The sequence below is a fragment of the Thermosediminibacter litoriperuensis genome (assembly GCF_008124715.1).
GTDB classification, from domain to species: Bacteria; Bacillota; Thermosediminibacteria; order Thermosediminibacterales; family Thermosediminibacteraceae; genus Thermosediminibacter; species Thermosediminibacter litoriperuensis.
In genome coordinates this window covers 1-23,503 of the sequence record NZ_VNHO01000012.1, presented here as the reverse complement: position 1 = coordinate 23,503, position 23,503 = coordinate 1, and the positions used below count along the sequence as shown (strand labels likewise).

Below are 23,503 nucleotides of genomic sequence, written 5' to 3'. Positions count from 1 at the left end.
AGGCATTTAAGTTCTGTTCACCAGGGGCGGGATAAAACCAGACTGAATTACTGCCCTGACAATAACCGCCACCATCGGCCCTATGAATAATCCAAGAAAACCGAACACTTTTATTCCCACATAGATTGATATGAGAGCCACAATGGGGTTCAGCCCCAGATGGGTTCCAATGACTTTTGCCTGCAGGACCTGACGGCTTCCGACTACTACCAGGTATAGGACGATCAATGCTATGGCAAATTTTATATTCCCAACAATTGCAGAAAAAACAGCCCATGGAATAAAAATTATGCTTGGTCCGAAGATGGGAAGTATATCAAGGATTCCGCAGATTATACCTAGGGTCAATGCGTAGTCCACCTTTAGAATGTAAAACCCTGCTATTGTAATAATTGTCGAGATCATAACCAAAATTATCTGGGCCTTTATAAGACCTACGACGGACATAAAAAGCTCCAGTTGCATGTTCTCCAGCTTTTTATGCCAATTTTGCGGCAATATTTTTCTCATGGATTTTATTATTCTTTTTTTATCTTTTGCAAAAAAGTAACTGGATAAAAAGGTGAAAATGAGAAATACCAGCAGACTAGGTATTAAAACCAGTTTTTCTACGAGAAAAGTATAAAAGTTCGATAAAAATCCCGTCAAATAGGTGATAATCTGGCCCCAATTTTTTAAAAGATAATCAAGGACTGCTTGCGGAATAATATCGGAAATTGAAAACATAAAAGAACCAATGTCACTCAAAATAGCGCTCAAGTAATCGGTGTAGTTCGGGAGAATGTTTATCAACTTTCCTAGTTCAAAAGTTAGCCTTGAAATAGCCAGGATCGTAAGATACCCGAGAGCTGAGAAGATTGCGGTGAGCACCAACATAACCACAATGCCCCTGCCGATCCTCAACTTTGATTCAATGCGGTTTACGATCGGGTCTATCATTAAAGCTATTACCATACCTACTGCAAAAGGCAGGAGATATCTAAGGACAATAGCGATTACGATAGATACCACCACTATGGTAAGCCCCAAGTAAACAAGAGGTTTATAATCCGCCTTCAAAATCAATGAAAACCACCCTTTTGAATAGCGATTACAATATAATAATATGCAACGGGGAAAGAAAAAAGAGCGCTATCGAATCTATCCAGAACTCCACCGTGGCCTGGGATCAAATTTGAAAAATCCTTTATCCTGCAGAACCTTTTAATGAGAGAGGCAGATAAATCTCCGATCTGCGAGAGGATTCCCACCAGCAACCCCACCGTTACTGTGTCAAACAATGGTATCTGCGGCAATGTGAATCTGGCGAACAAAAAGCTGGCCACAATGCTTCCAAATATACCGCCAATACTGCCTTCGATACTTTTATTAGGGCTTATGTTGGGTGCAAGTTTGTGGCGGCCGGCGAACATTCCAGTGATGTACGCCAACGTATCACAGCTCCATGTCGTTACAAATACCCACCATACAAAAGCCACCCCGTGCTGAAGATTTCTAATCAGGATTATATGAGTAAGAGGGATGGAAGTATAAATAAAAGAAAATATCGAGAATACAATATCTTCCATTTTATTTCGTTCATAATTTACAATATTTGAGAAAAAGCTTAGTACTATTATAATGAAGAGGGGTAAAAATAATATTTTTACGTTGGGCAGAAAATAGACGGTTGTTAGCAGTAATGTACCGGTCAGTGTACTGTAGACTATTTTGGTATCTATACCGGACTTTTTAAAGGCCCTGTGAAGTTCCCAGTTGGCAACCGCACTCATCAGCACTACAAAAGACAAAAAGATTGCTTCTCCCCTGTTTATTATGAACCAAAGAAGAATAATCCCAACTATGGCACTTAAGACTCTGGTTATAAAACCTTCATCCATTTTATTTCGTTAAACCCCCAAATCTCCGTTCCCTGCGCTGGTAGTCAAGTATAGCATTTATCAGGTCTTCCCTCTTAAAGTCAGGCCAGTAGGTATCGCAGAACCACAACTCAGAGTAGGCTATCTGCCACAAAAGAAAATTGCTAAGTCTCAGCTCTCCGCTGGGCCTGATCAAAAGGTCCGGATCCGGAAGGCCTGCGGTAAACAGATGCTTTTCGAATAGTTTTTCATCAATGTCCCCGGGGTTCAACTGTCCGCTTGCAACCATCTGGCATATGTCTTTACATGCCCGTACTATTTCGCGCCGGGAACCGTAATTTAGCGCCACGTTTAGTATCAATCCAGTATTATTCGAAGTCAATTCGATAGACTTCTCTATTTCCGCCCTGACCCTGGGTGGCAGTTCTTGCCATTCGCCTGTCATCATTAATTTTATATTATTCCTGTTTAAATTGTCCACTTCTTTTTTCAGGTAATATACGAGAAGGTTGAGGATGGATTTTACCTCGTCCTGAGGTCTTCTCCAGTTTTCCGTAGAAAAAGCATAAACGGTCAGGACTTTTATGTTTAGTTCGGAACAAAATTCTACAATATTGCGAAGGTTTTCCGCACCGGCCCAATGACCTGCAATTCGGGGAAGCCCACGTTTTTGGGCCCACCGGCCGTTACCGTCCATTATTATGGCTATATGGTCCGGCAGTTTTTTTCTGTCTACCAAATCAAGATCTTTGATACTCACCATCTTATCCTCCTAATTTTGCCGAAAAGCCCCCTCGCAGAGGAGGGGGACATAATTTACCGAAAATAGGCCGCTAATAAAATGACGCCGTCGCCGTTGGGGCTTTTATCGACTCGCACAACTATTGCCCTATTATAATCATCTTTTTGTTTAATAGGAAAGGTGTATTTGATCTCGCTGATCCTGACACCTTCAGCTCTTAAAAAGGCCAAGGCATCTTCCAGTGTAAAACCGGTTAAGTCCAAATTGTTTTTCGTAATTGCTATACCTCCATGATTTCTTTTTCTTTATTTGCAAAAGCCTTTTCTATCTCTTCAACGTAATTATCGGTGAGTTTCTGTATTTCTTCCTGAGATCTCTTGCTGTCGTCCTCAGAAATTTCACCGTTCTTTTCCATTTTTTTCACCAGGTCGTTGGCATCCCTGCGTATGTTTCGAACGAGAACCTTGGCATCCTCGGCTTTCTTCTTGGCCATTTTCACCAGTTCCTTGCGCCTTTCCGAAGTCAGCTCGGGTAAAACCAATCTTATTACCTTGCCGTCGCTGGTAGGCGTCAGGCCAAGATCAGACTTTAAAATCGCCTTTTCGATGGCACCTAACATTTTGACATCCCAGGGCTGAATTAGAATCATCCTGGGTTCCGGTACGCTGACGGTGGCCACCTGATTTACGGGCGTAGGCACACCGTAATAGTCTATAAAGACTTTGTCGAGCAGCGCCGTAGATGCCCTGCCGGCCCTTATTGCCGCCAGCTCCGATTTCAGATTGCCTAGTACTTTTTTCATCCTCTCCTCGGTCTCTTTATAAATTTTCTTATCCACAAGATTAACCCCCTTTCACAAACGTGCCTATGTTTTCCCCAAGGGCGGCTTTTATGATATTGCCCGCCTTATTGATGCCGAATACAATTATGGGAATCTTGTTATCCATACAAAGCGAGGTGGCCGTGGAGTCCATTACGCCAAGCCCCCTGTTGAGTATGTCTATGTATTCCAGACTGTCGAATTTTTGAGCGTTTGGGTTTTTCATGGGATCTGAATCGTAAACGCCGTCAACTTTTTTGGCAAGTAGTATTACGTCGGCCTCTATTTCGGCAGCCCTTAAAGCAGCTGCTGTATCTGTAGAAAAATACGGATTTCCTGTCCCGGCGGCGAAAATCACTACTCTGCCCTTCTCCAGATGTCTCATGGCCCTGCGCCGTATATAAGGTTCCGCAATTTCCTTCATTTCTATGGCCGTCTGAACGCGCGTCTCTATATTTCTTTTCTCCAAAGCATCCTGCAGGGCAAGGGCATTGATAACAGTCGCCAGCATTCCCATATAGTCGGCGGTAGCCCGATCCATCTGCGGTGAATTCCTTCCCCTCCATATGTTACCTCCGCCTACAACTATGGCCACATCTATGCCGCATTCCCTTATTTCTTTTATCTCGTCGGCTATAGAATTAATAACATCCTGGTCTATGCCGAATTCTTTTTCTCCAGCCAGTGCTTCGCCGCTTATTTTTAAAACAACCCTTTTATACTTAGGTTCCTGCATCCATTAACCCTCTCTTTTTAAAAGTTTAATTCTATATTCTGGTTATAAATTCCTCTCTTATTCTGCTGTTTTTTTAAAAAAGAGACACTTTTAGTGTCTCTTTTTTAAAAACTACTCCTGCTCCGTTTTGGGCGCCGCTTCTCCTCTTTCAAAACGGGCAAAGCGGGTTATCGTTATGTTCTCTCCCAACAAAGCAATTTTTTCCATAATTAACTCGGATACTTTTTTATCAGGATCTTTTATGAAAGGCTGCTCCATTAGGCAGTTTTCTTCAAAAAATTTTTCTATCCTTCCGTCTACGATTTTGTCCACAATGTGGGCGGGTTTGCCCTCATTCAGCGCCTGTGCTTTTAGAATTTCCCGCTCTCTTTCTATAACCTCCTGAGGAACGTCGCTGCGGGAGATGTACCTGGGGTTGGCTGCAGCAATCTGCATGGCAATGTCTTTCACCAGGTTTCTGAATTCTTCGTTTCTCGCGACAAAGTCAGTCTCGCAGTTAACTTCCACCAGTACGCCTATCCTACCGCCGCCATGTATGTATGCATCAATAATTCCCTCCGCAGCGGTACGCCCAACTTTTTTTGCAGCTTTGGCGAGACCTTTTTCTCTGAGGATGACGATCGCTTTTTCCATATCGCCTCCGGCCTCGGCCAGTGCCTTTTTACAATCCATTATTCCCGCACCTGTGCGCTCTCTCAATTCTTTTACCTGTTCTGAACTTACCATCCCCAAAACCTCCTGAAAGATTATTAAAGGTAAGGATGGGAAAAGACAAATCACCCTTACCTTATAAGCATGAAAAATTACTCGGCAGCCATCTGGACTCCCTGCCTGCCTTCCAGCACAGCATCGGCTATTTTTTCCGTTAATAGCTTAACAGCCCTGATGGCATCGTCGTTGCCTGGTATTACGTAATCCACCTCATCAGGGTCGCAGTTGGTGTCGACAATGGCTATTATCGGTATCTTTAATTTTCTGGCCTCGGATACGGCTATCTTTTCCTTTCTCGGATCTACCACAAAGAGAGCGTCGGGAAGTGAAGTCATGTTCTTAATACCGCCTAAGTACTTCTCCAAGCGCTCTTTTTCTCTCCTGAGGTTCAATACCTCTTTTTTGGGAAGGATGTTGAAAACGCCTTCTTCCTCCATTCTCTCCAGTTCCTTCAGGCGCTCAATCCTCTTTCTTATTGTCTTAAAATTGGTGAGCATTCCACCGAGCCAGCGCTGGTTGACGTAAAACATCTCGCACCTTTTTGCTTCTTCCTGGATAGATTCCTGAGCCTGTTTTTTGGTGCCTACAAACAGTATCTTGCCGCCTTCGGCCGCCAGGTTTTTCACAAATTCGTAGGCTTCTTCCATTTTCTTTACGGTTTTCTGCAGGTCGATGATGTAGATACCGTTCCTCTCGGTAAAGATATACTCCTTCATCTTTGGGTTCCATCTTCTGGTCTGGTGGCCGAAGTGAACGCCAGCTTCAAGTAACTGTTTCATGGAAATGACCGACATTTTTTTACCTCCTTGGTTTTTTTCCTCCGCTGGTCTCATCTTTCAGAGAGACCTTCCGGCACCCTCCCTGAAATATCCCCAGCGTGTGAATTACCGGATGATAGTATATCACAAAAAAACGGCTTATGCAATATGAATTTGAATCATACCGCCATGTCGGCAGACCAGCGGCCGCACCGATCACCCCAGCGGGCGACGAGCTTGCCGTCGACGTAAATCTGTACTACTTCGCATAAATTCGGGCACCCCTGACATTCGAAGCTTCCTGCCGTATGCTCTCTAAAAGCTGCTTCAAAGCCTGCAAACTTAGTCTTAGCGCGTTTATTTTGAGCCATGAACTTCTTCGCAAGAATAGCAGCGCCCAACGCTCCCATTACATCGAAATATCTGGGTATTATGATTTCCATACCCAGTTCTTCTTCAAAGGCCCTTTTTATTCCCGTGTTTGCCGCAACTCCACCTTGAAAAACAACCGGCGATTTTATTTCCTTGCCCTTAGCAACGTTAGCCAGGTAGTTCCTTACCAGGGCCTGACACAGTCCTTTCAAAATATCCTCGACTTTATATCCCATCTGCTGTTTGTGGATCATGTCTGATTCCGCAAATACAGCGCAGCGCCCTGCAATTCTGGTGGGATTTTGCGACATCAAGGCAATATCTCCGAACCGCTCTATTGGTATACCCAGCCTCTGAGCCTGTCTGTCCAAAAAAGAACCGGTGCCGGCAGCACATACCGTATTCATCGCAAAATCAACTACAACTCCATCCCTTAATATTATTATCTTTGAATCCTGTCCTCCTATCTCCAGAATAGTCCGGGTATCGGGGTATTCAGTTATACATGCCACAGCGTGGGCTGTAATTTCGTTTTTTATGACGTCCGCCCCTACGATAACGGCGGCCAGTTTCCGACCGCTTCCCGTAGTACCGACTCCCATTATCTTTATGTCGTCTTCAAAGCTCTCTTGAATCATTTTCAGACCGTTAGTAATAGCTTCAATAGGCCTTCCCGCAGTCCTCAGGTAAAGCTTTTTTAACAGATTACCATTTTCATCTATCAGAGCGAAATTAGTACTGACAGAGCCTACGTCAATTCCCAGATAACACCCTGTCACAGCTCTTTTCCTCCTTTTTCTGGCGAATCAAATCTACAAAGGCTTCAAGGCGGGTTCTTACTCCTGCCTCGGCGGAATGCTCGTCCAGCACCAGCGTCATAACGGGAATCGAATGAATCCTGGCAACCGAGGGTATAGTACTTTTTGCAACTATTTCAGGCATGCAAGTAAATGGAAGAAGATGTATAACCCCGTCGAAGCCTTCCCTGGAGTATTTAACGATCTGTGCAATCGACTCCTGGCCGTGACCTCCCACAAAGCAGCGTATATAAGGTTCAGCCAGTTTTAGAACCTGCCCGTGTTCTTTTGGTTTCAAAAAAGAAGGCAAAAGGTTTTCTCTGACCCATTCGGTTATATATATACTCCTTTCCACTGCGGCTCCAAGTTCGCCCAGCTGCCTTTCCACGAAAAGGTTTACGAACGGTTCCAGGACCGTGTATATCTCTCCCACCAGACCTATTTTAACGGGTAATTTGTCTGGGTCTTTTTTAATTTCAGCCATTCTTTCTAGAATTTCTCGTCTTACACCCAACAATTCTTGCTCGCTTTCCGCTTTTGAGATTTGCTCTAGGGCATTTTTGTAGATGGCGTCGGTCTCGCCCCTGTTTAACTCCACAGGTCTGATGGCGCTGGCCATCTTATCCAGTTCGTCGAGCAACAATGCTTTAGCCCATGCCAGCCTTCCCGCTAAAGAAATTTGCCTGAAACTTTTCTTATTGGTTATCGCAAGGAGTTTTTTTACCAGGTCCATAAAATGTCCCTGAGGCGGATCCAGTACTATCATGTTGAACTTGTAGCCTAGATCCCTTAAAATCTCCCTCTGCACTTCGGAATAATAACCAAACCGGCAGGGGCCAATACCTCCGGCCATCACTATCGTATCGGCTCCCATTTCCAGAGCTTCTATAAAATTGCCTATGTTTATTTTCAAGGGCAAACAGGCAAATTCAGGAGAATATTTCACTCCGAGTTCCAGAGTTTTCTTGCTGCAGGGGGGCGGGACTATCACCTCGACCCCAAGGTTTTCAAAAAAGGTCTTGACGGGTATATAAAGATTACCCATGTGAGGAAACGTTACTTTCACCGCATCTTCTCCTCTCTAAGATATCCACGAATGCCTCGAGCCTCGTATTAAAACCCTCTTCACCGGCGTGTTCATCCAGGTTCAGATATAAAAATGGAAGGCTGTAATCACGGGAAACCTTGCGCTCTAAAAGTTCTCCTACCAGCGAATCTGGGCCGCACCCGAAGGACGCGACGTGAACTATACCGTCTAGCTTACAGTTGTCCATATAGTAGTAAGCGCTGCCCAGGATATTTTTGCCTAGAGTCCAGAATAATTTTTTATTCAGTTTTTTTGCCCCGGCCGAAATATTTCTCTCCGGGATTATCTCAGGCGTGATTATCTTTGCGCCAAAATCCTGTAATTTCTTTATTAAATTCATGCTCACATAGCGGTCGTAGATGTTATACGGATGACCCAACACCAGTACGTTGAATTTAAAAGAACCGTCTTTATATTTTGAATAATCCGGGGCAGTGACTTCAAAAAAACTCTTATCCCCCTCGTCTATCGGAAGTCTTCCGTTTTTTACTCTGAATTTTTTATAAGAATTATATTTGCTCGAAGCCAGCAAGTAAGCTCTTAAGGCTTCCTGCGTGGAATTGCCCAGAAGGCGCCCCACCCTGATTGCGTGTTCCATAAATCCCGTCTTATTCCGGTACAGGGAAAGTTCGCAATCGATTATCCGGGGGAGGCCTGCTACGCTGTTTCTTATCATATCAGGTAACCCCAGGAATTTGGGACAAATGAATTCCCCCGATTCTACACTGATAATTCGGGGAATAAAAACTGCATCCACCGTATTAATTAAATCAATTACATGCCCGTGAAAAACCTTTACGGGTAAACATGCGTCGTCAACGGTGGACTCCAGCCCATCCTTCAATATCTTTTTGTTGGTCGGACTGGATAAAACGACTTCATGACCGAGGGATTCGAAAAATATTTTCCAGAAAGGATAGTAATTGTAATAAAGCAGAGCTCGCGGAATACCTATTCGCATCCGAACCCCTTCTTCATAACATAATTTCATTTTATATTATTACCATTTTTTACATATTTTATTATATGTTCGCTTCTGACTTCGGGTATCGGTTTTCTCAGTAAAATGCTTCTTAACGCTTCCATATTCAATGGAAACAAAGGCCACATATAAGGAGTCCCATCGAAAGCACGGTACACAATCAACACCAAAATCATAAAAAATATGCCTGTTAAAAATCCGTACCAGGAAAACAAGCCTGTCAGTATGAGGATTATCAACCTGAATAATCTTATCGACTGGGCAAACTCTATGCTTGGAATGGCAAAAGTGCCTATGGCGGCAATTGCGGTGTACAGGATCGTCTCACCGGAAAAAAGACCTATTTCAACCGCAAACTGGCCAAGCATAACCGCACCCAGTAAGCCCAGGGAAGTAGCCAGGGCGTTTGGTGTGTGAATTAAAGCTATCCTGATCAGGTCGACACCCAATTCCAGAATTAAAAACTGAAGGAACAGGGGTATAGGTGTAGGTTCTTTTAGCCCTATGAATTGTAACCACGAAGGCAGAGCATCTTTATTTAGGGCGAGAACAAGCCACAGAGGTGTTAAAATCAACGATATTAAAAGCCCCATAAACCGCACCCAGCGGATATAACTGCCTATTACCGGGTTCTGGTAATAATCCTCCGCATGCTGTACGAAATTGAAAAAATAGGCAGGTAATATCATAACGCTCGGAGAGGTATCTACGATTACAGCAACATATCCTTCTAATAGATGAGCCGCAACAACATCGGGTCTTTCTGTAAAACGCGCCCTGGGGAATGGGTTCCATTTTGAACCCACGATAAATTCTTCCAGGCTTTTTTCAGCCATAACAAGATCATCGGTCTTTATCTCTTTGATCTTGGATTTAATTTTATCCACAAGCCGTTGATCGCATCTGTCCTTCAAATAAGAAACGACGACATCGGTTTTTGTGCGCGCACCTACCTTTATTATCTCATTTCTGAGATTGGGATCTCTCAGCCGTCGCCGTATCAGTGCGGTGTTGAACACCACGGTCTCCACCAGGCCGTCTCTCGGGCCCCGCGTAACTCTCTCAAGGTCCGGCTCTTCAGGGTTTCTTGAAGGGTATTGCCTTGCATCTATTATGATCGCCTCGGTTTCTCCGTCTATCAGCAGGGCTACCGGGCCTGCCAGCACGTTATCAATAACCTCTTCAAGGGTGGAAACCGATTCTACTTCGATATAACCTATTTTCGACTGTATAAGGGTTCTTATAACATCACGCCTCAGATCCTCCTTTTTTATTTTCAAAATGGGTTCCAGAATCCGCAGCATCACTTCGTCCTTGACCAGACCGTCTATGAATATGAGGCTGGCGTTTTTCCCCGCTATAATCAAGGGCCTGGAAATAACGTCAAAACTTTGTCCGATGCCCAGTTTTTCCTGCAGGTATTGCAAATTTTTTTCAAGATTTTTGCATACGTCCAATTAAATTCCTCTCCCGAAAAGATAGAGTATCAAAATTCGGGCAATGCCTACCTTAAAAAAGAGAAAAGGCCAGGGCCTCTTAAATGTAGCTGCCGGATTTATCAAATCCCAAAGAATTATTCCGTCTCTACCCTGAAGGCCTACTCCGATTAATATCAAAACTAATGGGGAAAGGTACGGCACGAAAATATTACCACCGTAATAATTAATTGAACTGAAGATACCCCCTGCGATAACCTCCGTTATCTGGGTGTTAAAAACCATTGCTGTTATTATGTCGAGAAAATTGGCAAAAAGACAAATTAGGAATACACGGCCCATGTATATAGGACTGACTATTAGAATGGTCAGCAACATTCCCACAATGTCAAGAAACATTTTCTACCTCGTTTTACTTGGGTTTCGGATTGAAGATCAGAGCCATTAAGTAGCCAAAAACTACCGCTGCCGTTATTCCTGCGGCAGCAGATCTTAAGCCCCCGGTTAATACTCCTAAAAGGCCATACTTATTTACTTCATCTATTACGCCCTTCACCAGTGTATGTCCAAAACCGGGCAACGGTACGGTTGCTCCGGCTCCTGCTATATCTACCAGGGGCTGATATAAACCAAGGCCGCTGAGTACCGCTCCCAGCGTCACGAATAAGACCAGTACATGGGCCGGAGTCAGGGGTGTAAAATCCATCAATATCTGTCCCACTGCGCATATTATACCGCCGATTATAAAAGCCATTATATAATCCATCATGAATTCCCCTCACGAAAGCCTATAAATTTTCTAAAGCCACCGCGTGAGCAATACACGGTATGGTCTCGCCCTGCTGCACGCTTGTAGTACTCAATAGCGCCCCCGTGGCAACAACGAGGATCCTGTTATACCTGCCCTTTTGCATTTCTTTGAAAAGGTATCCGAGAGTAACAACAGCCGCGCACGCACACCCGCTACCGCCGGCGTGTACGTCCTGCTGGGGACTGTAGATTAAAAGCCCGCAGTCGGTATACCTGTCAGAAATATCTATTCCCTTTTCTTTTAGCAGCCTTTCCACTATATCCTTGCCCACGCTGGCCAGATCCCCTGTTATTATTAGATCATAATCTTCTGGAGATCGATTTGAATCTTCCAGGTGTTTGACTATGGTGTCAACTGCCGCCGGCGCCATTGCGGTACCCATATCGTTTGGATTGACCTCGCCCATATCGATTACCTTACCCGTCGTCATGTAAGTAATCCGGGGGTTCTGGTTTTTAGATGAAATTACGGCAGCCCCGGCCCCAGTTACCGTACGCTGGGCGGTAGGAGGCCTCTGATTTCCCAGTTCAAGCGGGAACCGGTACTGTCTTTCCGCAGAGCAGAAGTGGCTCGACGTACCTACTACCAGATAGTCTGCATATCCGCCGTCCACCAACATTGCCCCCAGTCCAAGCCCTTCCGCCATAGTAGAACAGGCTCCGTAAATACCGAGAAAAGGAATTCCCAGCTCTCTCGCGGCAAAACTTGCGGATATTATCTGGTTCAGGAGGTCCCCCGCAACAAAATACTCGATTTGGTTACCGGGGACTCCGCTTTTTTTAATGGCCATTTCAGCCGCTTCTTTGAGCATTCTCTTCTCGGCTTTTTCCCAGGTTTTTTCCTGAAAATTGAAGTCGCTCAGTATGAGGTCAAAATAATCTTTTAAAGGCCCCTGACCCTCTACAGGCCCAACGATAGAAGCTGTTGCAATAATCGACGGCGGATTTTGAAATTTAACGGTTTGATTGCCCAGTTTTTTTAGAGCCATTTTATCCCCCTAAAGCTTTAAGAGATAGTAGATAAATCCGATGATTACCGAGGATGTTATTCCATATACCAATACGGGTCCTGCTACTACAAACATTTTTGCGGCTACTCCGAAAACATATCCCTCGCTTTTGAATTCCATGGCCGGGGCAACGATGGAGTTGGCAAACCCGGTTATGGGTACGATCGATCCTGCCCCGGCTCTTTTGCCTATTTCGTCGTATACACCTAACCCGGTCAAAAAAGCACCTAAAAAAACCAGGGTGGCTGATGTGGCCCCGGCGGCTTCTTTAGTTCTTTCAAGGCCCAGGAAAACGTAAAAGTTTAATATACCCTGGCCGATGGCGCATATCAATCCTCCGACGAGGAATGCCATTACCATATTTTGCAGATAGGGAGGTTTGGGCCTGATTCTTTTAACAAACTCCTGGTATTCCTTTTGCTCCTGTGAAAATTTTGACATGGGATTTCTCCTTTTTTGAGGCTTAAAAGCGAAGCGCCGGAAATGCCCGTAAATTATACTTCTGTAGTGCCGTCTACTTTGAAAGCAATAGCCACATCAGCTTTGTATTCCACTATCTTCCCACCCTCGACATTAGCGGTGTGATTCCGCACTTCCACACCCGTAATATTTTTTATTGTCTTACTGGCGTCGCGAACGGCGTTTTCTACAGCCTCCTGCCAGCTATTTCTAGACTCTCCTACCACTTCAATAACTTTTACTGTCATAGCTCGCACCTCCTGATTTTAATTTCGATTTTATTTTCTCCTGTTGCCAAATCTTTATTCTCCAGGTGGCCGATTACGAGCTTAGCGCTCTTGGGTATTCTGTCTTTTATACTTCTTGTATATATCATACTTACAGCAAGTATTAACAACAAAACCAATGCTATAAAAATCAAGTTCTTTTTCAATTTAGGTCACCTCAAAACTAGTATTTGTTTTACTTTGGAATCTTTATTCATAAAAAAAATAAGCCCCTTGTCAAAAAGGCTTTTTGCTAAGTAAGCATATTCCTTATTTTGGCGAGTATCTTTTTTTCTAATCTCGAAACCTGAACTTGAGTTATCCCTAGAATCTTTGCCACTTCCGTTTGAGTTTTGTCTTTAAAGTACCTCAGTATTATGATCTGCCTCTCGAGTTTATCCAGTTTTGACAAAGCCTCTTTGAGCGCGATGGTGTCAAGCCATTGGTTTTGCTGATGTTCATCGCCGTTTATCTGGTCCATATAGTAGATAGGAGAACCGTCTTCCTGAAATGCCACCTCATTTAACGAAATTATGGGCTGGACAGCTTCAAGCCCAATGACCAACTCTTCGGGGTCAGCACCCAGTTCTTCAGCCAGTTCTGCTATAGTCGGTTCCCTGTTTAATTCTTTGGCAAGTTTTTCTTTTGTATACTGTATTTTGATGGATAAATCTCTTAAAGATCGAGCCATTTTTATTGGCCTGTCATCCCTTATGTACCTTCTTATCTCACCGATTATCATTGGGACGGCATACGTTGAAAATTTAACGTTATACGAAAAATCAAATTTTTCTATTGCTTTTAGCAGCCCGATGCTTCCAATTTGAAATAGATCTTCAATCTCGTAACCTCTATTAGTGAATCTCTTTACTACGCTCCAGACCAGGCCCAGATTCAAAGAAACCAATTCACTTTTGGCTTCCTGATCTCCCTCTTTGGCTTTTTTTAACAATTCCATCGATTTGTTGGAATCCATAAGCGTTACCCCAGACAAGTTTTATTTTTTATCGTCTTGTACATCTTAACGATAGTCCCTTTGCCCGGCGCGGATTCAACTTCGAGCCTATCCATAAAATTCTCCATTATAGTAAATCCCATGCCTGACCTATCCAGTTCTGGTTTGGACGTCCATAAAGGCTGTCTCGCCTTTTCTATATCCTCAATGCCCTTTCCCCAATCCTGCACCCATATTTCAATTTCGTTCTCGTAAAGAATAGCTTTTATTCTTACTTTACCAACGGTATTTTCATAACCGTGAATTATGCAGTTGGTTACCGCCTCCGATACTGCCGTCTTTATATCCGCCAGCTCATCCAGCGTAGGATTTAACTGGGAGGCGAAAGCAGCCACCACTACCCTGGCGAAAGCTTCATTTTGTGATTTGCTTAAAAAATCAATGGTCATTTCGTTTAATATTTCCATAAAATCACTCCCTACATTTTCTCAATGGCTTCTTTTTCATCTTTATAGCAGGGTATAATATTAAAAAGACCCGATATTTCAAAAATTCTTCTCACCTGCTGACCGATATTAACCGCCCCTACCTTCCCGCCTATTTTTTGAAGGGATTTGTACCGTCCTATCAGCATACCTACCCCTGAGCTATCCATAAAATTTACATTTTTGAAATTGAACAATATCTTCTTAAAAGCTTGCCTTGCAAGGTACTCTTCTAATTTTTCCTTTACAAGATGCGCCATGTGGTGATCCAATTCCCCTTTTAAATTGACTATCAGAATATCATTGCAAGCTTTAAAAACAACCCCCATTTAGTTCCATACCCCCGTCCCAGCTCGCATAATATTAGTCTCGAGACAAATATAACTTTCTACAAATAAAAGGAAATTCCTGCTAAAATAAAAAAAACGCACAGCGTGCGTTTTTCAAAAGTATAACCACCCTCCTAACAGCTTTCTGAAGATATAAAATAATCCAGCTTTATCAACTTCCTCGGAAATTGTAAGTTCCACCTCTCCTACGATTTTTCCGTCCTGTTCTGCTATCAATTTACCTACTTTCTGTCCTATTACAACGGGGGCGTATATTCTATCGGGTAATTCCAACTTCGTCTTTATCGTTCCTTCTTTTCCTTTTTCAACTAAAATGTTAAGGTCGTCGGAGGCTATAACGTCAACTTCTTTTTTTACACCCTTCTCCACAGGAAGCTTGGCTAATACTGAATTTTTTTTCGCGACCTGTACCGAGTTGTACCTCCCGAAACCGTAATCAAGCAGTTTTTTTGTATCTTCAAAGCGTTCAGTGGAATTGGAGGATTTCAATACTACGGATATCAAGCGCAGGTCACCGCGCTTTGCGGTACCGGCGAAGCAGTATCCTGCTTTTGCGTGAAACCCCGTTTTTAAGCCGTCCAATCCCTCGTATTTTCCCAATAGTTTATTGGTATTGGCCAGCATTGTGGCTTCGCGCTCTTTATCGGTGTGCTCCAGATAATCGATCCATACGGTAGACCATTCAAAGAATTTGGGGTATTTCACAAGCTCTTTGGACATCAGGGCGATATCGTAAGCTGTAGTATAATGGTTGGGATCGGACAACCCGTGCGGATTTGTAAAATTGGTATTGTTCATCCCCAGGGCTTTGGCTTTTTCGTTCATCATCTTTACAAAACCGTCGACACTGCCGCCTATATATTCAGCCACAGCCACCGATGCGTCGTTGGCCGACGCTATTGTAATACACTTCATCAGAGTTTCCAGCGTCTGTTCCTCTCCTGGTCCTAAAAACACTTGACTTCCGCCGGTCTTCCACGCTCTCTCGCTTATCTTTACTTTATCGTCTAGTTTTACCTTCCCCTGTTCGATCGCTTCAAAGGCCACAAGCAGAGTCATTATTTTGGTTATGCTGGCCGGCTCCAATTTTTCATGGGGATTTTTTTCATAAAGCACCGTACCCGTGCCCGCATCTATCAGTATCGCCGAAGGGGATTTTATTTCAGGAAAAGGCTGGGCATATACCGTAAAATTGACGCCTATAAAAAAAATCAGGCTGAACAGGGCGATTTGCCGCCATCTATTTTTAAATGCTTGTGACATCACAAAGTCATTCCTCCCTTCAGTCATAGATTTTCCTTTAGGGAGGAATGTTATTCATCAGTTAAGCCCTCGGGTGGGTTTTGTCGTAAACCTCTTTTATCCTTGTCCTCGTTATATGCGTGTACACCTGGGTTGTAGATATATCAGCATGTCCCAGCATTTCCTGTACCGCTCTTAAATCGGCGCCGTTTTCAATGAGATGCGTCGCAAAAGAGTGACGCAGCGTGTGGGGAGTTATCTCTTTATTTATCCCCGCCTTACGCGCGTATTTTTTTATTATTTTCCAAAACCCCTGTCTGGTTAAAGCTTCTCCCATGTGATTCACAAAAAGGATATTGCTGCTCTTTCCTTTTAGTATCCGGTCTCTGGTTCCGTTTATGTACCGCCGCAGGTAATTCACAGCGAAAGAACCGATAGGTACGATTCTCTCTTTGGAGCCTTTCCCCAGGCAGCGCAAAAACCCCATATCAAGATTTACATCATCCACCGTCAGAGAAATCAATTCCGATACCCTTATTCCGGTCGCATATAATAACTCCAACATTGTTTTGTCCCGAAAACCAAGTGGATCACTGGTATCGGGCTGTTCTAAGAGTCTCTCCACCTCCTCTACGGTTAAAACCCTAGGCAGTTTTTTTTCTAGTTTAGGAGTATCAAGATTAATGGTGGGGTCTTCTTTAATGTAACGTTCGCGTACCAGAAAATGATAAAAAGATTTAATCGCAGCGCAAGCCCGCGAAATGCTGCTACTGGCTTTGCCGCTTTTCTGCATGAGCAAGAGATACGATATTATAGTGGTTTTCGATGTGAATTTGATATCCGTAATATTCTGGGATCTTAAAAAAAACAGGTAACTTTTTAAATCTCTTTTATAGGATTCAATTGTATTGCGGGCAAGGCCTTTTTCGATACTTAAAAATTCTAAAAATTGTTTTAATAAGTCCTCCATACCAATCACCAACATAAAAATTCCACATCAAAAATTTTTTTCCTTTATTTTTGTTTTTTTATATGTAAGATGTTATAAGTTTAATGAATAGGGGCGAAATATAACCCTCTATTAAACCTGCCAGTATTAAAAAAAAGCAGAAAAACAGGTTTGACAGCATGTAACTTAAAAGCATGCTGAAATATCCATCCTGATGCATTCTTCGCCGGTTTTTAATTACAGTTACCGCGAAATACATTCCTGTAACCCCTATCGAAATAATGGCCGGTATTATAATTATGTTCTGAGGAAGGATGGAGAGAAGGGCGAAAATGCTCCCCTTTATACCGAATTCCACGACCAGGAATCCCACAGTGAAGCCCAAGATATATCCTCTGAAAAAGATCACTATCAGTATTACAGGGAAACTAATGACTAGAAGGCCTGCAAGGCAAATCACCAACGCTGTTTTGAGGTTATTGAGAACCGATGCATAAAATACCGTAGATGAATCTATGTTTACATTTTGCACGTTGGTAAAAAACAGTTCAATGTAGTTTAAAAGCTCCTGCTTTTGAGGGTCTGACAGCAATTTGACCGACACGCTTCCTGCTATGACTCCTGCCACCAGAATAAAAGAGAGAATAAAATAATACCCCAAATTTCTTTTCATGTAATCGGCAAGCTTTATTATTAAATAATTCAAAGGATATCTCCTCCCCGTCCACTTATAAAATATTATGCTGGGAGGAGATTCAATATAACTCAAAACATTATCTTTCCGTACACGCCCCCGCCGCCGACTTTGAGCTTTAATTTCCCTCGAGCGGCAATTATCTTTTCCGTCACAATTGCCCCCACCACTTTATGGAGTTCCTCAGGGTCCGCATGGTGGACGATGTTCATCTCGTTGCCGAAAGCTTTTAACAGCCTTTCCAGCGTCTTTTTACCTATCCCGGGTATGAATTCCAGCGGTACCTGATGATAATAAGGAGGCCTTCCGGGGGGATGAACGGCTTCATCATAATCGGCGATAAACGTTATCCTATCAAGAGCTCCCATGACAACCTTGTCGCTCGTACACCTGGGACATTTACTAACCGGCGGCGGTTCCTCAGCTATGTAATTGCAGGAAAGACAACAGGTCCTGTGATACTTTCCCAATCTCGGGTCAAGACCGTAGTTAGCCAGTATCTTCCTTTGATCTGATTTGCCTTCCAGGGCATCAAATAAATTTTCGAAATCCGGTGCATCGAGCCGAACTTCATTATATTCTCTGCCTATTTTATCCAAGGAATGGGCGTCAGAATTGCTGACGAACTGTTTGCCGGCGAGCTCCTTTATTCTATCGGCCAGCTGCGTATCGGCGCTCAGCCCCAGTTCCACGGCTATAACCTCATTGAACCCTTCTTCAAAAGCCCTGGACATTCTATCGTAACAGCTGCCGTAAAGGCTTTTAAATGGGGTAAAGACATGGGCGGGAATAAGCTTGCCGCCCAAATCGTTGACTATGGAAAGCAGTTGCCTGGCTCTGAGTCGAGCCTTCTGTGAACTTAGCCCTATATTGTTAATAAATCTGCTCATTATTATGGAGAATTCTTCCATCTGTTCGATGTTCGGAAAATAGGCGACGCTGTGGGCAACCCCTTTACTTTCCTGGGTTTCTATTTCGGAGCCGAGGATCAGCGTCAACTTACCCTGATACGATAGTCCGCCTTTCGCCAGCTCTATCAATTCTCCCGAATTGATCTTATGTTTTATTTCTCTAAGAACGTAGGGTGACGCGCAATCCACCAATCCCACGATATCAATGCCTTTTATTTCCAGGCATGTCCTAATAATGCCATCCAGGGTCAGTTGCCGGGAAGCAGTTACCTTTACTGGCTTGCCGGCGGCTCGTCCAATGTGAACGTGTAAGTCTGCGAAATATTCCATTAAAATTCTCCTCTTAAATAGGAGTATGCCAGGAAAAGACCTACGATAGTCTTTGCGTCTTTCAGTTCGCCGCTGTACGCCATTTTTACTGCTTGTTCGAAGGGGATTTTTTCCATCTTAATATACTCGTCTTCATCGGCCTTTCCTGCCGCCTTCTTCAAATTCCGCCCTATAAATAAAGACATTTTTTCATTGGAAAATCCCGGCGATGTGTAGAAGTCAATGATATGTACAAGATTTTCCGCCCTGTAACCGGTTTCTTCTATGAGTTCCCTTTGGGCGCAGGCTCTCACATCTTCATTATCCTCTAGTTTACCGGCCGGTATTTCAAGGAGTTCCTCTTCTACTGGTTTGCGGTACTGCCTCACCATGAGAACACTTCCGTCGTCGTCTATGGCCACAATGGCCACCGCTCCCGGGTGTTCAACGATTTCTCTGGTGGATGTTTTTCCGTTGGGAAGTTTAACCTCGTCCAGCCGCAATTTTAAAATTTTACCGGAATAAATGTTTTTAGAGTTGATCGTAACCTCGAAAAAATCCATTGCCTCCAGCCTCCACCTCTCCTGTTCAGAATAATTTTCGCCGCAAATCTGCCGGCAGCGCTGGCTGCCAGAAAAAATTCCGGATCCTCTTCAAATCCCCTACCCATGGTCCTGGGTTCTATTCCCGAGGACCTCAGCACTTCTATCCCCTCCATACCTTCTTCCACTATTATGCTGTGTTTTTTGGCAATACCGCAATTTTTAAGTTGGGCCAGAACTATACCAAGCTTCTCGTCATGCATCTTGGGAATCACCACGAAGGCTCTGGTCAGGGCAATTTCGAGCAGCGATGTTATAGTATGGTGGCTCACTCCTTGATGGCGCTTTCTCTGGTCGCAAAAACTTATCCTCGGTATAACGACGGCGGTACCTTTAAGAATGTTGACCGCATTTATTATTTCTCCTTGTTCCAGTCCCGTATGGCCGTATTTGGTGCCGGTTCCCACTATTCCGGGTCCCATTGTCACAACCGCAATATCGCAACCCGAAGCCTTGGCCGCCAGCAAGCCTGAGTATATGTTGACCGCTTCCAGGTCACCGCCAAAAGCGTGGCCCGACGTAACAGTCAAATCAAGAAGCTTTTTTTCCTTCAGTTCGTATACATTACGGCTGAAAAAGATGGGGAGCGCTCCACCGTCGGTCATGACGTATGCTATCTTGAGGTCAGGGGATTTTGCTTTAATGGCCGCACAAGCAGGAGCCAGCATGCTGTGCAGTGAACCTATCACCACCGGCATTCCTGCCAGCGACTCGGTCTCCAAAAGTATATTCCCGACAGGGCTGGCCGCTTCTTCTGCACTCAGGCATTTTATCTGAAAAGGGGTATACCTGAGCTTTATTATGTGGCCAGGCCCACTGGCCTCAAGCCGGTGAACGGAATGATTGTATATTACAAAATGGAAGCCACCGGTTCCTAGTTTTAAAAAAAGGGCGGTAGTGTTGAGAAGGACCTTATCCCCTTTTCGGCAATAACCTGTAAGATCCGGGTAGTTTATCGCTTTATCCTTTTCGCCGTCTACTTCTACGAGAAGTTCCTGTATTCCCGGCCTCTCTTCCAGGACGTCGAGAACTACTCCCTCTCTTAATCTTATCATATATTTCCCCTTCATACATCACAAAATTTTTTCTGATCATACTTATTCTCTCTATTATCCGAGTAATGGAATAATGTTCCGCCAGCAGATGAATTCCAATTAAGAGGACAAGAACACTAACCCTTACGTTAAATGAGGTACCCCAGGCAATCTCTACACCCAAGCTCATACCCAGGACGTTGGCGCCTGTATCTCCCATCATTACTATTTCCTTGGAATCGTAAATTAAAAACACCATTGCTGATGCAACGAGTGGGAGGAACCATGCGATCAAACTTGTATTTTCAACGAATAAAAAGTAAAAAAACAATATCGCCGTTGAAAACAAAAAAAATCTGCAAGCTCTTCCGGGCCTCAAGTCCATCAGATTCAACAAATTGGCTGTAAGAGCTATTATGAGGGCGTTTACCACCACTTCAAGCAGGGAACCGCCCTTTTTCAAGGATATTAAATAGGCTACCGCAAGTCCCATTACGGCTTTTATGGATCCAGTGGTAATCCTGCCCCGAAACAATTCGGAAAAATGCCCCTTCAAGCCTTTGGCTGCATTGCTTCCGTAGACATCATCCAATAAACCCGAAAAACCCATACCCGCTGCAGCCAGTATGAGAGATTCTGAAATAGGGTGATACTTAATGATCACAGCATTGTATATATTCGTCAAAATTGCTACGATAACAAAGACGACTCCTCCTGCGGTTATAACTTGTTTATTCCTGTAGTTAATTTTTTTTACGGTCTTTTCCCATGTACGGAAATTTTCAAGAAACAAAAAGGTTATCAGTACAGATAAAAGTATTGCCGGCAAAGTCGGACACCTCAGAAGTTGTTCGTTAAAGAAATTATCATTCTGTACTTACCCATCACTGTATCGATATTATCGATATAAAATAACCTATCACTATCCTTTACGTCCAGCTTTGGTAAATTTGAAGATTGAACTATAACTACCGGTTTTAACCTGACCAATTTTTTGACAGTAGAGAGTGGATTATTTTTTTCACCGTTCCTTATTAGGACAATGAAATCCACCGAACGGTCGTAAACCCCGATAAACTCGATTAAACCCGCTTCTTTTAGATATTGGAACTTTTCGATATTTCCCGTTGCGAAAGCTTCGGCAAAGACATCGAGGTCCGAACCTTTAACCTCTTCGTTTACTATTGTAATGAATTGGACTTGGGCCCCGGCCTTTTTCAGGCAGTCTATGATTTCACCTGATTTATCCGAGTTTCCGAATTCTATTACTGACGCCTTTTTGCCTTGGAGCCGCCCCGCAAGTAACATATCAAAATTTTGAGCAAGAAATTCATAATCTCTTTTTTGGCTTTCGATAAGCAACGCCAGCTGCCTTTCTTTCATCCTACTGCTTTCCTTAAGGTGGGTATAGTTTTCCTCCAACTGATCTATAATTATTTTCTGCTGCTTTACCAGTAGTTTGTCGCTGTTGGCCGTAAAACCTATGGCAATTCCTATTCCCAGGGCAAAGAATACCGCAACCAGAAGAATTGTCATGTGTTTTATGTTGTACAAGAAAATCACCTCTATAAAAAACCAAACATCAACCTGACTTTAAGGAATATAAGCCTTAGTAAGTGCCTAACAGCAGGAGACGTTGTGCCTAATATAAAAATCGGAAAAAAGGCGGCTGCAAATAAAGCCGCTATATAATTTATCTTAATACCTCCTCTGTAAAGCTTATTTACTCCTTTAGCATCGATTAATATATGCCCGACCTTCAGGCGAACTAGAAAAGTGCTGGCCATCCCTTGACGACCTTTTTCCAGAAAATCAATGATATTAGTGTGAGTGCCTACCGCTACTATTAAATCAGCTCCGCTGTGATAGGCCAAAAGTAACGCCGCATCCTCGCTGGTACCCGTCACGGGCATTATATGATAATTAAGGCCCAGCTGTTTTACCCTGTCGAGCCCAGGTGCCCTGCCGTCGGGATAAGCGTGTACCACTATCTCGGCACCGCACATGAGTCCTTTATCGCTTATACTGTCCATGTCGCCTATTATAACATTCGGTTTCAATCCGAATTCCAACAGAGCGTCGGCCCCGCCATCTACGCCGATAAGAACAGGTTTGATTTCTTCTATATACGATTTCAAAGTCAGAATATCTTCCCTGTAATCTTTCCCCCTTACCACAACCATAACATGCTTTCTGTGCATGTCGGTCTTAAGTCGAGGCACCGAGTAATCCGACGACAAAAGTGCCCTTTCCCGTCTAATATACTCAAGGGTATTTATTGCAAATTTTTCCAACTCCCCTTCAAAATTTGCTTTTGCTTCCTCAAGTTTGGAGTTTATCAATTCTTGACTTAAAATCACGCCTCTACAAAGAAAGCGGCCGTTTACCATTATTTCGCCGTCTTCTTTTATTTGTACCATATCTCCGTCGCGTATCGCGTCAAATAACCCTTCCTCTGGAACATCTACAACCGGTATTCCGGCATTCAGCAGCACTACAGGTCCCTTGTTGAAAAACCGGCCGCTGATTGACGGCTGAAAATTTATTACGCCCCTGGCTTTCGATTTTACCAGGTTAATGGCGGCCAGTTCATCTATATCCCTATGAAAAATGACGGCTATATCACCGAATTTTATACGCTGTAAAAGTCTTTTCGTTTTTCTGTCAACAACGGCTCTTCCTGCCACACAAGTACCCATCGTGTCCCTCTCAATTGATGCGGAATAAAAGGTATTTTTATCTGATCTTATTATTTCCAGGAAACAAAAATAAAACACCCCTTAATTAGGGGTGTTCAGCTTGTAGACAAAGCCGCTTTTAGGTTATGCATCCTAAAAGCGGCTTTTTGTTGAAGGCGAAGAAAATTTTTAAGAAAAACGAATGTAAAGCGGGGACTGTTGGCGGAAACGTTCCCCGTCTTTTCTTCCATAAAGCCAGCTTTTTTAAATTCATGCATGCGAAAAGAAGCGTGAGGTAATGTCCGACTTTCCTCAAGCCTCGTAGATTTGTATAGCGCATGCCATGCTTTTCCTTCGCATCGGCAAATACCCGCTCGATGGTCTGGCCGCGCATTTTGTATAGTTCTTTACCCCATTGGGTGTGTCTTATATCTTCCGCTTTTTCCACG

General features: G+C 43.6%; 30 protein-coding genes. All 30 read right to left on the bottom strand.

The window, feature by feature from the left end; genetic code table 11:
• Positions 1 to 6: 6 nt before the first annotated feature.
• Complete coding sequence (ytvI, locus tag LZ11_RS06585; protein WP_148867108.1) at positions 7 to 1,065, bottom strand: sporulation integral membrane protein YtvI; 1,059 nt, start codon at positions 1,063 to 1,065, stop codon at positions 7 to 9.
• On the bottom strand, positions 1,062 to 1,880 hold the full coding sequence (locus tag LZ11_RS06580; RefSeq protein WP_148867107.1) for a phosphatidate cytidylyltransferase: 819 nt from the start codon (positions 1,878 to 1,880) through the stop codon (positions 1,062 to 1,064). The genes ytvI and LZ11_RS06580 overlap by 4 nt, the downstream gene beginning before the upstream one ends.
• A 1-nt stretch (position 1,881) precedes the next feature.
• A complete protein-coding gene (locus LZ11_RS06575; protein WP_170240317.1) occupies positions 1,882 to 2,622 on the bottom strand; it encodes an undecaprenyl pyrophosphate synthase in 741 nt (246 codons plus the stop codon).
• A gap of 259 nt (positions 2,623 to 2,881) precedes the next feature.
• Positions 2,882 to 3,403 carry a ribosome recycling factor gene (gene frr, locus LZ11_RS06570; protein ID WP_342782603.1) on the bottom strand — a complete coding sequence of 174 codons (522 nt, stop codon included), beginning with the start codon at positions 3,401 to 3,403 and terminating at the stop codon, positions 2,882 to 2,884.
• A 40-nt stretch (positions 3,404 to 3,443) separates the two neighbouring features.
• Positions 3,444 to 4,157: a UMP kinase gene (gene pyrH / locus LZ11_RS06565; protein ID WP_148867104.1), complete on the bottom strand. Its 714-nt coding sequence runs from the start codon at positions 4,155 to 4,157 to the stop codon at positions 3,444 to 3,446.
• A gap of 111 nt (positions 4,158 to 4,268) precedes the next feature.
• Positions 4,269 to 4,883 (bottom strand): translation elongation factor Ts, encoded by a 615-nt coding sequence (gene tsf / locus LZ11_RS06560; RefSeq protein WP_148867103.1) that lies wholly within the window; start codon positions 4,881 to 4,883, stop codon positions 4,269 to 4,271.
• A gap of 77 nt (positions 4,884 to 4,960) precedes the next feature.
• A complete protein-coding gene (gene rpsB / locus LZ11_RS06555) occupies positions 4,961 to 5,662 on the bottom strand; it encodes a 30S ribosomal protein S2 (RefSeq protein ID WP_148867102.1) in 702 nt (233 codons plus the stop codon).
• A gap of 143 nt (positions 5,663 to 5,805) precedes the next feature.
• Positions 5,806 to 6,777: an acyl-CoA dehydratase activase gene (locus LZ11_RS06550; RefSeq protein WP_148867101.1), complete on the bottom strand. Its 972-nt coding sequence runs from the start codon at positions 6,775 to 6,777 to the stop codon at positions 5,806 to 5,808.
• A complete protein-coding gene (locus LZ11_RS06545) occupies positions 6,752 to 7,861 on the bottom strand; it encodes an acyl-CoA dehydratase activase-related protein (protein WP_148867100.1) in 1,110 nt (369 codons plus the stop codon). The genes LZ11_RS06550 and LZ11_RS06545 overlap by 26 nt, the downstream gene beginning before the upstream one ends.
• Positions 7,833 to 8,843: an acyl-CoA dehydratase activase-related protein gene (locus tag LZ11_RS06540; RefSeq protein ID WP_148867099.1), complete on the bottom strand. Its 1,011-nt coding sequence runs from the start codon at positions 8,841 to 8,843 to the stop codon at positions 7,833 to 7,835. Before LZ11_RS06540 ends, LZ11_RS06545 begins: the two co-directional genes overlap by 29 nt.
• A 26-nt stretch (positions 8,844 to 8,869) precedes the next feature.
• On the bottom strand, positions 8,870 to 10,321 hold the full coding sequence (locus tag LZ11_RS06535; protein ID WP_148867098.1) for a spore germination protein: 1,452 nt from the start codon (positions 10,319 to 10,321) through the stop codon (positions 8,870 to 8,872).
• Entirely contained in the window at positions 10,322 to 10,699 is a 378-nt protein-coding gene (locus tag LZ11_RS06530; RefSeq protein WP_148867097.1) for a hypothetical protein, read from the bottom strand.
• A gap of 13 nt (positions 10,700 to 10,712) precedes the next feature.
• Complete coding sequence (gene spoVAE, locus LZ11_RS06525; protein ID WP_148867154.1) at positions 10,713 to 11,066, bottom strand: stage V sporulation protein AE; 354 nt, start codon at positions 11,064 to 11,066, stop codon at positions 10,713 to 10,715.
• A gap of 22 nt (positions 11,067 to 11,088) precedes the next feature.
• Entirely contained in the window at positions 11,089 to 12,099 is a 1,011-nt protein-coding gene (spoVAD, locus tag LZ11_RS06520; RefSeq protein ID WP_148867096.1) for a stage V sporulation protein AD, read from the bottom strand.
• A gap of 9 nt (positions 12,100 to 12,108) precedes the next feature.
• Positions 12,109 to 12,561: a stage V sporulation protein AC gene (gene spoVAC / locus LZ11_RS06515; RefSeq protein WP_148867095.1), complete on the bottom strand. Its 453-nt coding sequence runs from the start codon at positions 12,559 to 12,561 to the stop codon at positions 12,109 to 12,111.
• 53 nt (positions 12,562 to 12,614) lie between these two features.
• The gene (locus LZ11_RS06510) at positions 12,615 to 12,827 is read right to left on the bottom strand and encodes a dodecin family protein (RefSeq protein ID WP_148867094.1); all 213 of its coding nucleotides are present in this window, start codon (positions 12,825 to 12,827) and stop codon (positions 12,615 to 12,617) included.
• Positions 12,824 to 13,012 carry a hypothetical protein gene (locus LZ11_RS06505; RefSeq protein WP_148867093.1) on the bottom strand — a complete coding sequence of 63 codons (189 nt, stop codon included), beginning with the start codon at positions 13,010 to 13,012 and terminating at the stop codon, positions 12,824 to 12,826. The genes LZ11_RS06510 and LZ11_RS06505 overlap by 4 nt, the downstream gene beginning before the upstream one ends.
• Before the next feature lie 86 nt (positions 13,013 to 13,098).
• Entirely contained in the window at positions 13,099 to 13,821 is a 723-nt protein-coding gene (gene sigF, locus LZ11_RS06500) for an RNA polymerase sporulation sigma factor SigF (RefSeq protein WP_148867092.1), read from the bottom strand.
• A gap of 5 nt (positions 13,822 to 13,826) precedes the next feature.
• On the bottom strand, positions 13,827 to 14,267 hold the full coding sequence (spoIIAB, locus tag LZ11_RS06495) for an anti-sigma F factor (protein ID WP_148867091.1): 441 nt from the start codon (positions 14,265 to 14,267) through the stop codon (positions 13,827 to 13,829).
• A gap of 11 nt (positions 14,268 to 14,278) precedes the next feature.
• Positions 14,279 to 14,614 (bottom strand): anti-sigma F factor antagonist, encoded by a 336-nt coding sequence (spoIIAA, locus tag LZ11_RS06490; protein WP_148867090.1) that lies wholly within the window; start codon positions 14,612 to 14,614, stop codon positions 14,279 to 14,281.
• Positions 14,615 to 14,728: 114 nt separating this feature from the next.
• A complete protein-coding gene (locus LZ11_RS06485; RefSeq protein ID WP_246110739.1) occupies positions 14,729 to 15,898 on the bottom strand; it encodes a D-alanyl-D-alanine carboxypeptidase family protein in 1,170 nt (389 codons plus the stop codon).
• Positions 15,899 to 15,959: 61 nt separating this feature from the next.
• Positions 15,960 to 16,847 carry a site-specific tyrosine recombinase XerD gene (gene xerD, locus LZ11_RS06480; protein ID WP_148867153.1) on the bottom strand — a complete coding sequence of 296 codons (888 nt, stop codon included), beginning with the start codon at positions 16,845 to 16,847 and terminating at the stop codon, positions 15,960 to 15,962.
• Between the two features lie 58 nt (positions 16,848 to 16,905).
• Positions 16,906 to 17,532: a stage II sporulation protein M gene (spoIIM, locus tag LZ11_RS06475; RefSeq protein WP_148867088.1), complete on the bottom strand. Its 627-nt coding sequence runs from the start codon at positions 17,530 to 17,532 to the stop codon at positions 16,906 to 16,908.
• 59 nt (positions 17,533 to 17,591) lie between these two features.
• The gene (locus tag LZ11_RS06470; protein WP_148867087.1) at positions 17,592 to 18,761 is read right to left on the bottom strand and encodes an endonuclease Q family protein; all 1,170 of its coding nucleotides are present in this window, start codon (positions 18,759 to 18,761) and stop codon (positions 17,592 to 17,594) included.
• The gene (locus tag LZ11_RS06465) at positions 18,761 to 19,303 is read right to left on the bottom strand and encodes an NUDIX domain-containing protein (RefSeq protein WP_148867086.1); all 543 of its coding nucleotides are present in this window, start codon (positions 19,301 to 19,303) and stop codon (positions 18,761 to 18,763) included. The genes LZ11_RS06470 and LZ11_RS06465 overlap by 1 nt, the downstream gene beginning before the upstream one ends.
• On the bottom strand, positions 19,246 to 20,397 hold the full coding sequence (locus LZ11_RS06460) for a DUF3866 family protein (protein ID WP_148867085.1): 1,152 nt from the start codon (positions 20,395 to 20,397) through the stop codon (positions 19,246 to 19,248). Before LZ11_RS06460 ends, LZ11_RS06465 begins: the two co-directional genes overlap by 58 nt.
• Positions 20,303 to 21,205, bottom strand: a complete 903-nt coding sequence (locus tag LZ11_RS06455; protein ID WP_148867084.1) for an MraY family glycosyltransferase — start codon at positions 21,203 to 21,205, stop codon at positions 20,303 to 20,305. The genes LZ11_RS06460 and LZ11_RS06455 overlap by 95 nt, the downstream gene beginning before the upstream one ends.
• A gap of 11 nt (positions 21,206 to 21,216) precedes the next feature.
• Positions 21,217 to 21,930 carry a copper transporter gene (locus LZ11_RS06450; protein ID WP_148867083.1) on the bottom strand — a complete coding sequence of 238 codons (714 nt, stop codon included), beginning with the start codon at positions 21,928 to 21,930 and terminating at the stop codon, positions 21,217 to 21,219.
• Positions 21,931 to 21,941: 11 nt separating this feature from the next.
• Positions 21,942 to 23,075 carry a putative cytokinetic ring protein SteA gene (steA, locus tag LZ11_RS06445; RefSeq protein ID WP_148867082.1) on the bottom strand — a complete coding sequence of 378 codons (1,134 nt, stop codon included), beginning with the start codon at positions 23,073 to 23,075 and terminating at the stop codon, positions 21,942 to 21,944.
• 118 nt (positions 23,076 to 23,193) lie between these two features.
• Positions 23,194 to 23,503 (bottom strand): transposase (locus LZ11_RS06440; RefSeq protein ID WP_187695060.1); only part of this gene is annotated, 310 nt, incomplete at its 5' end.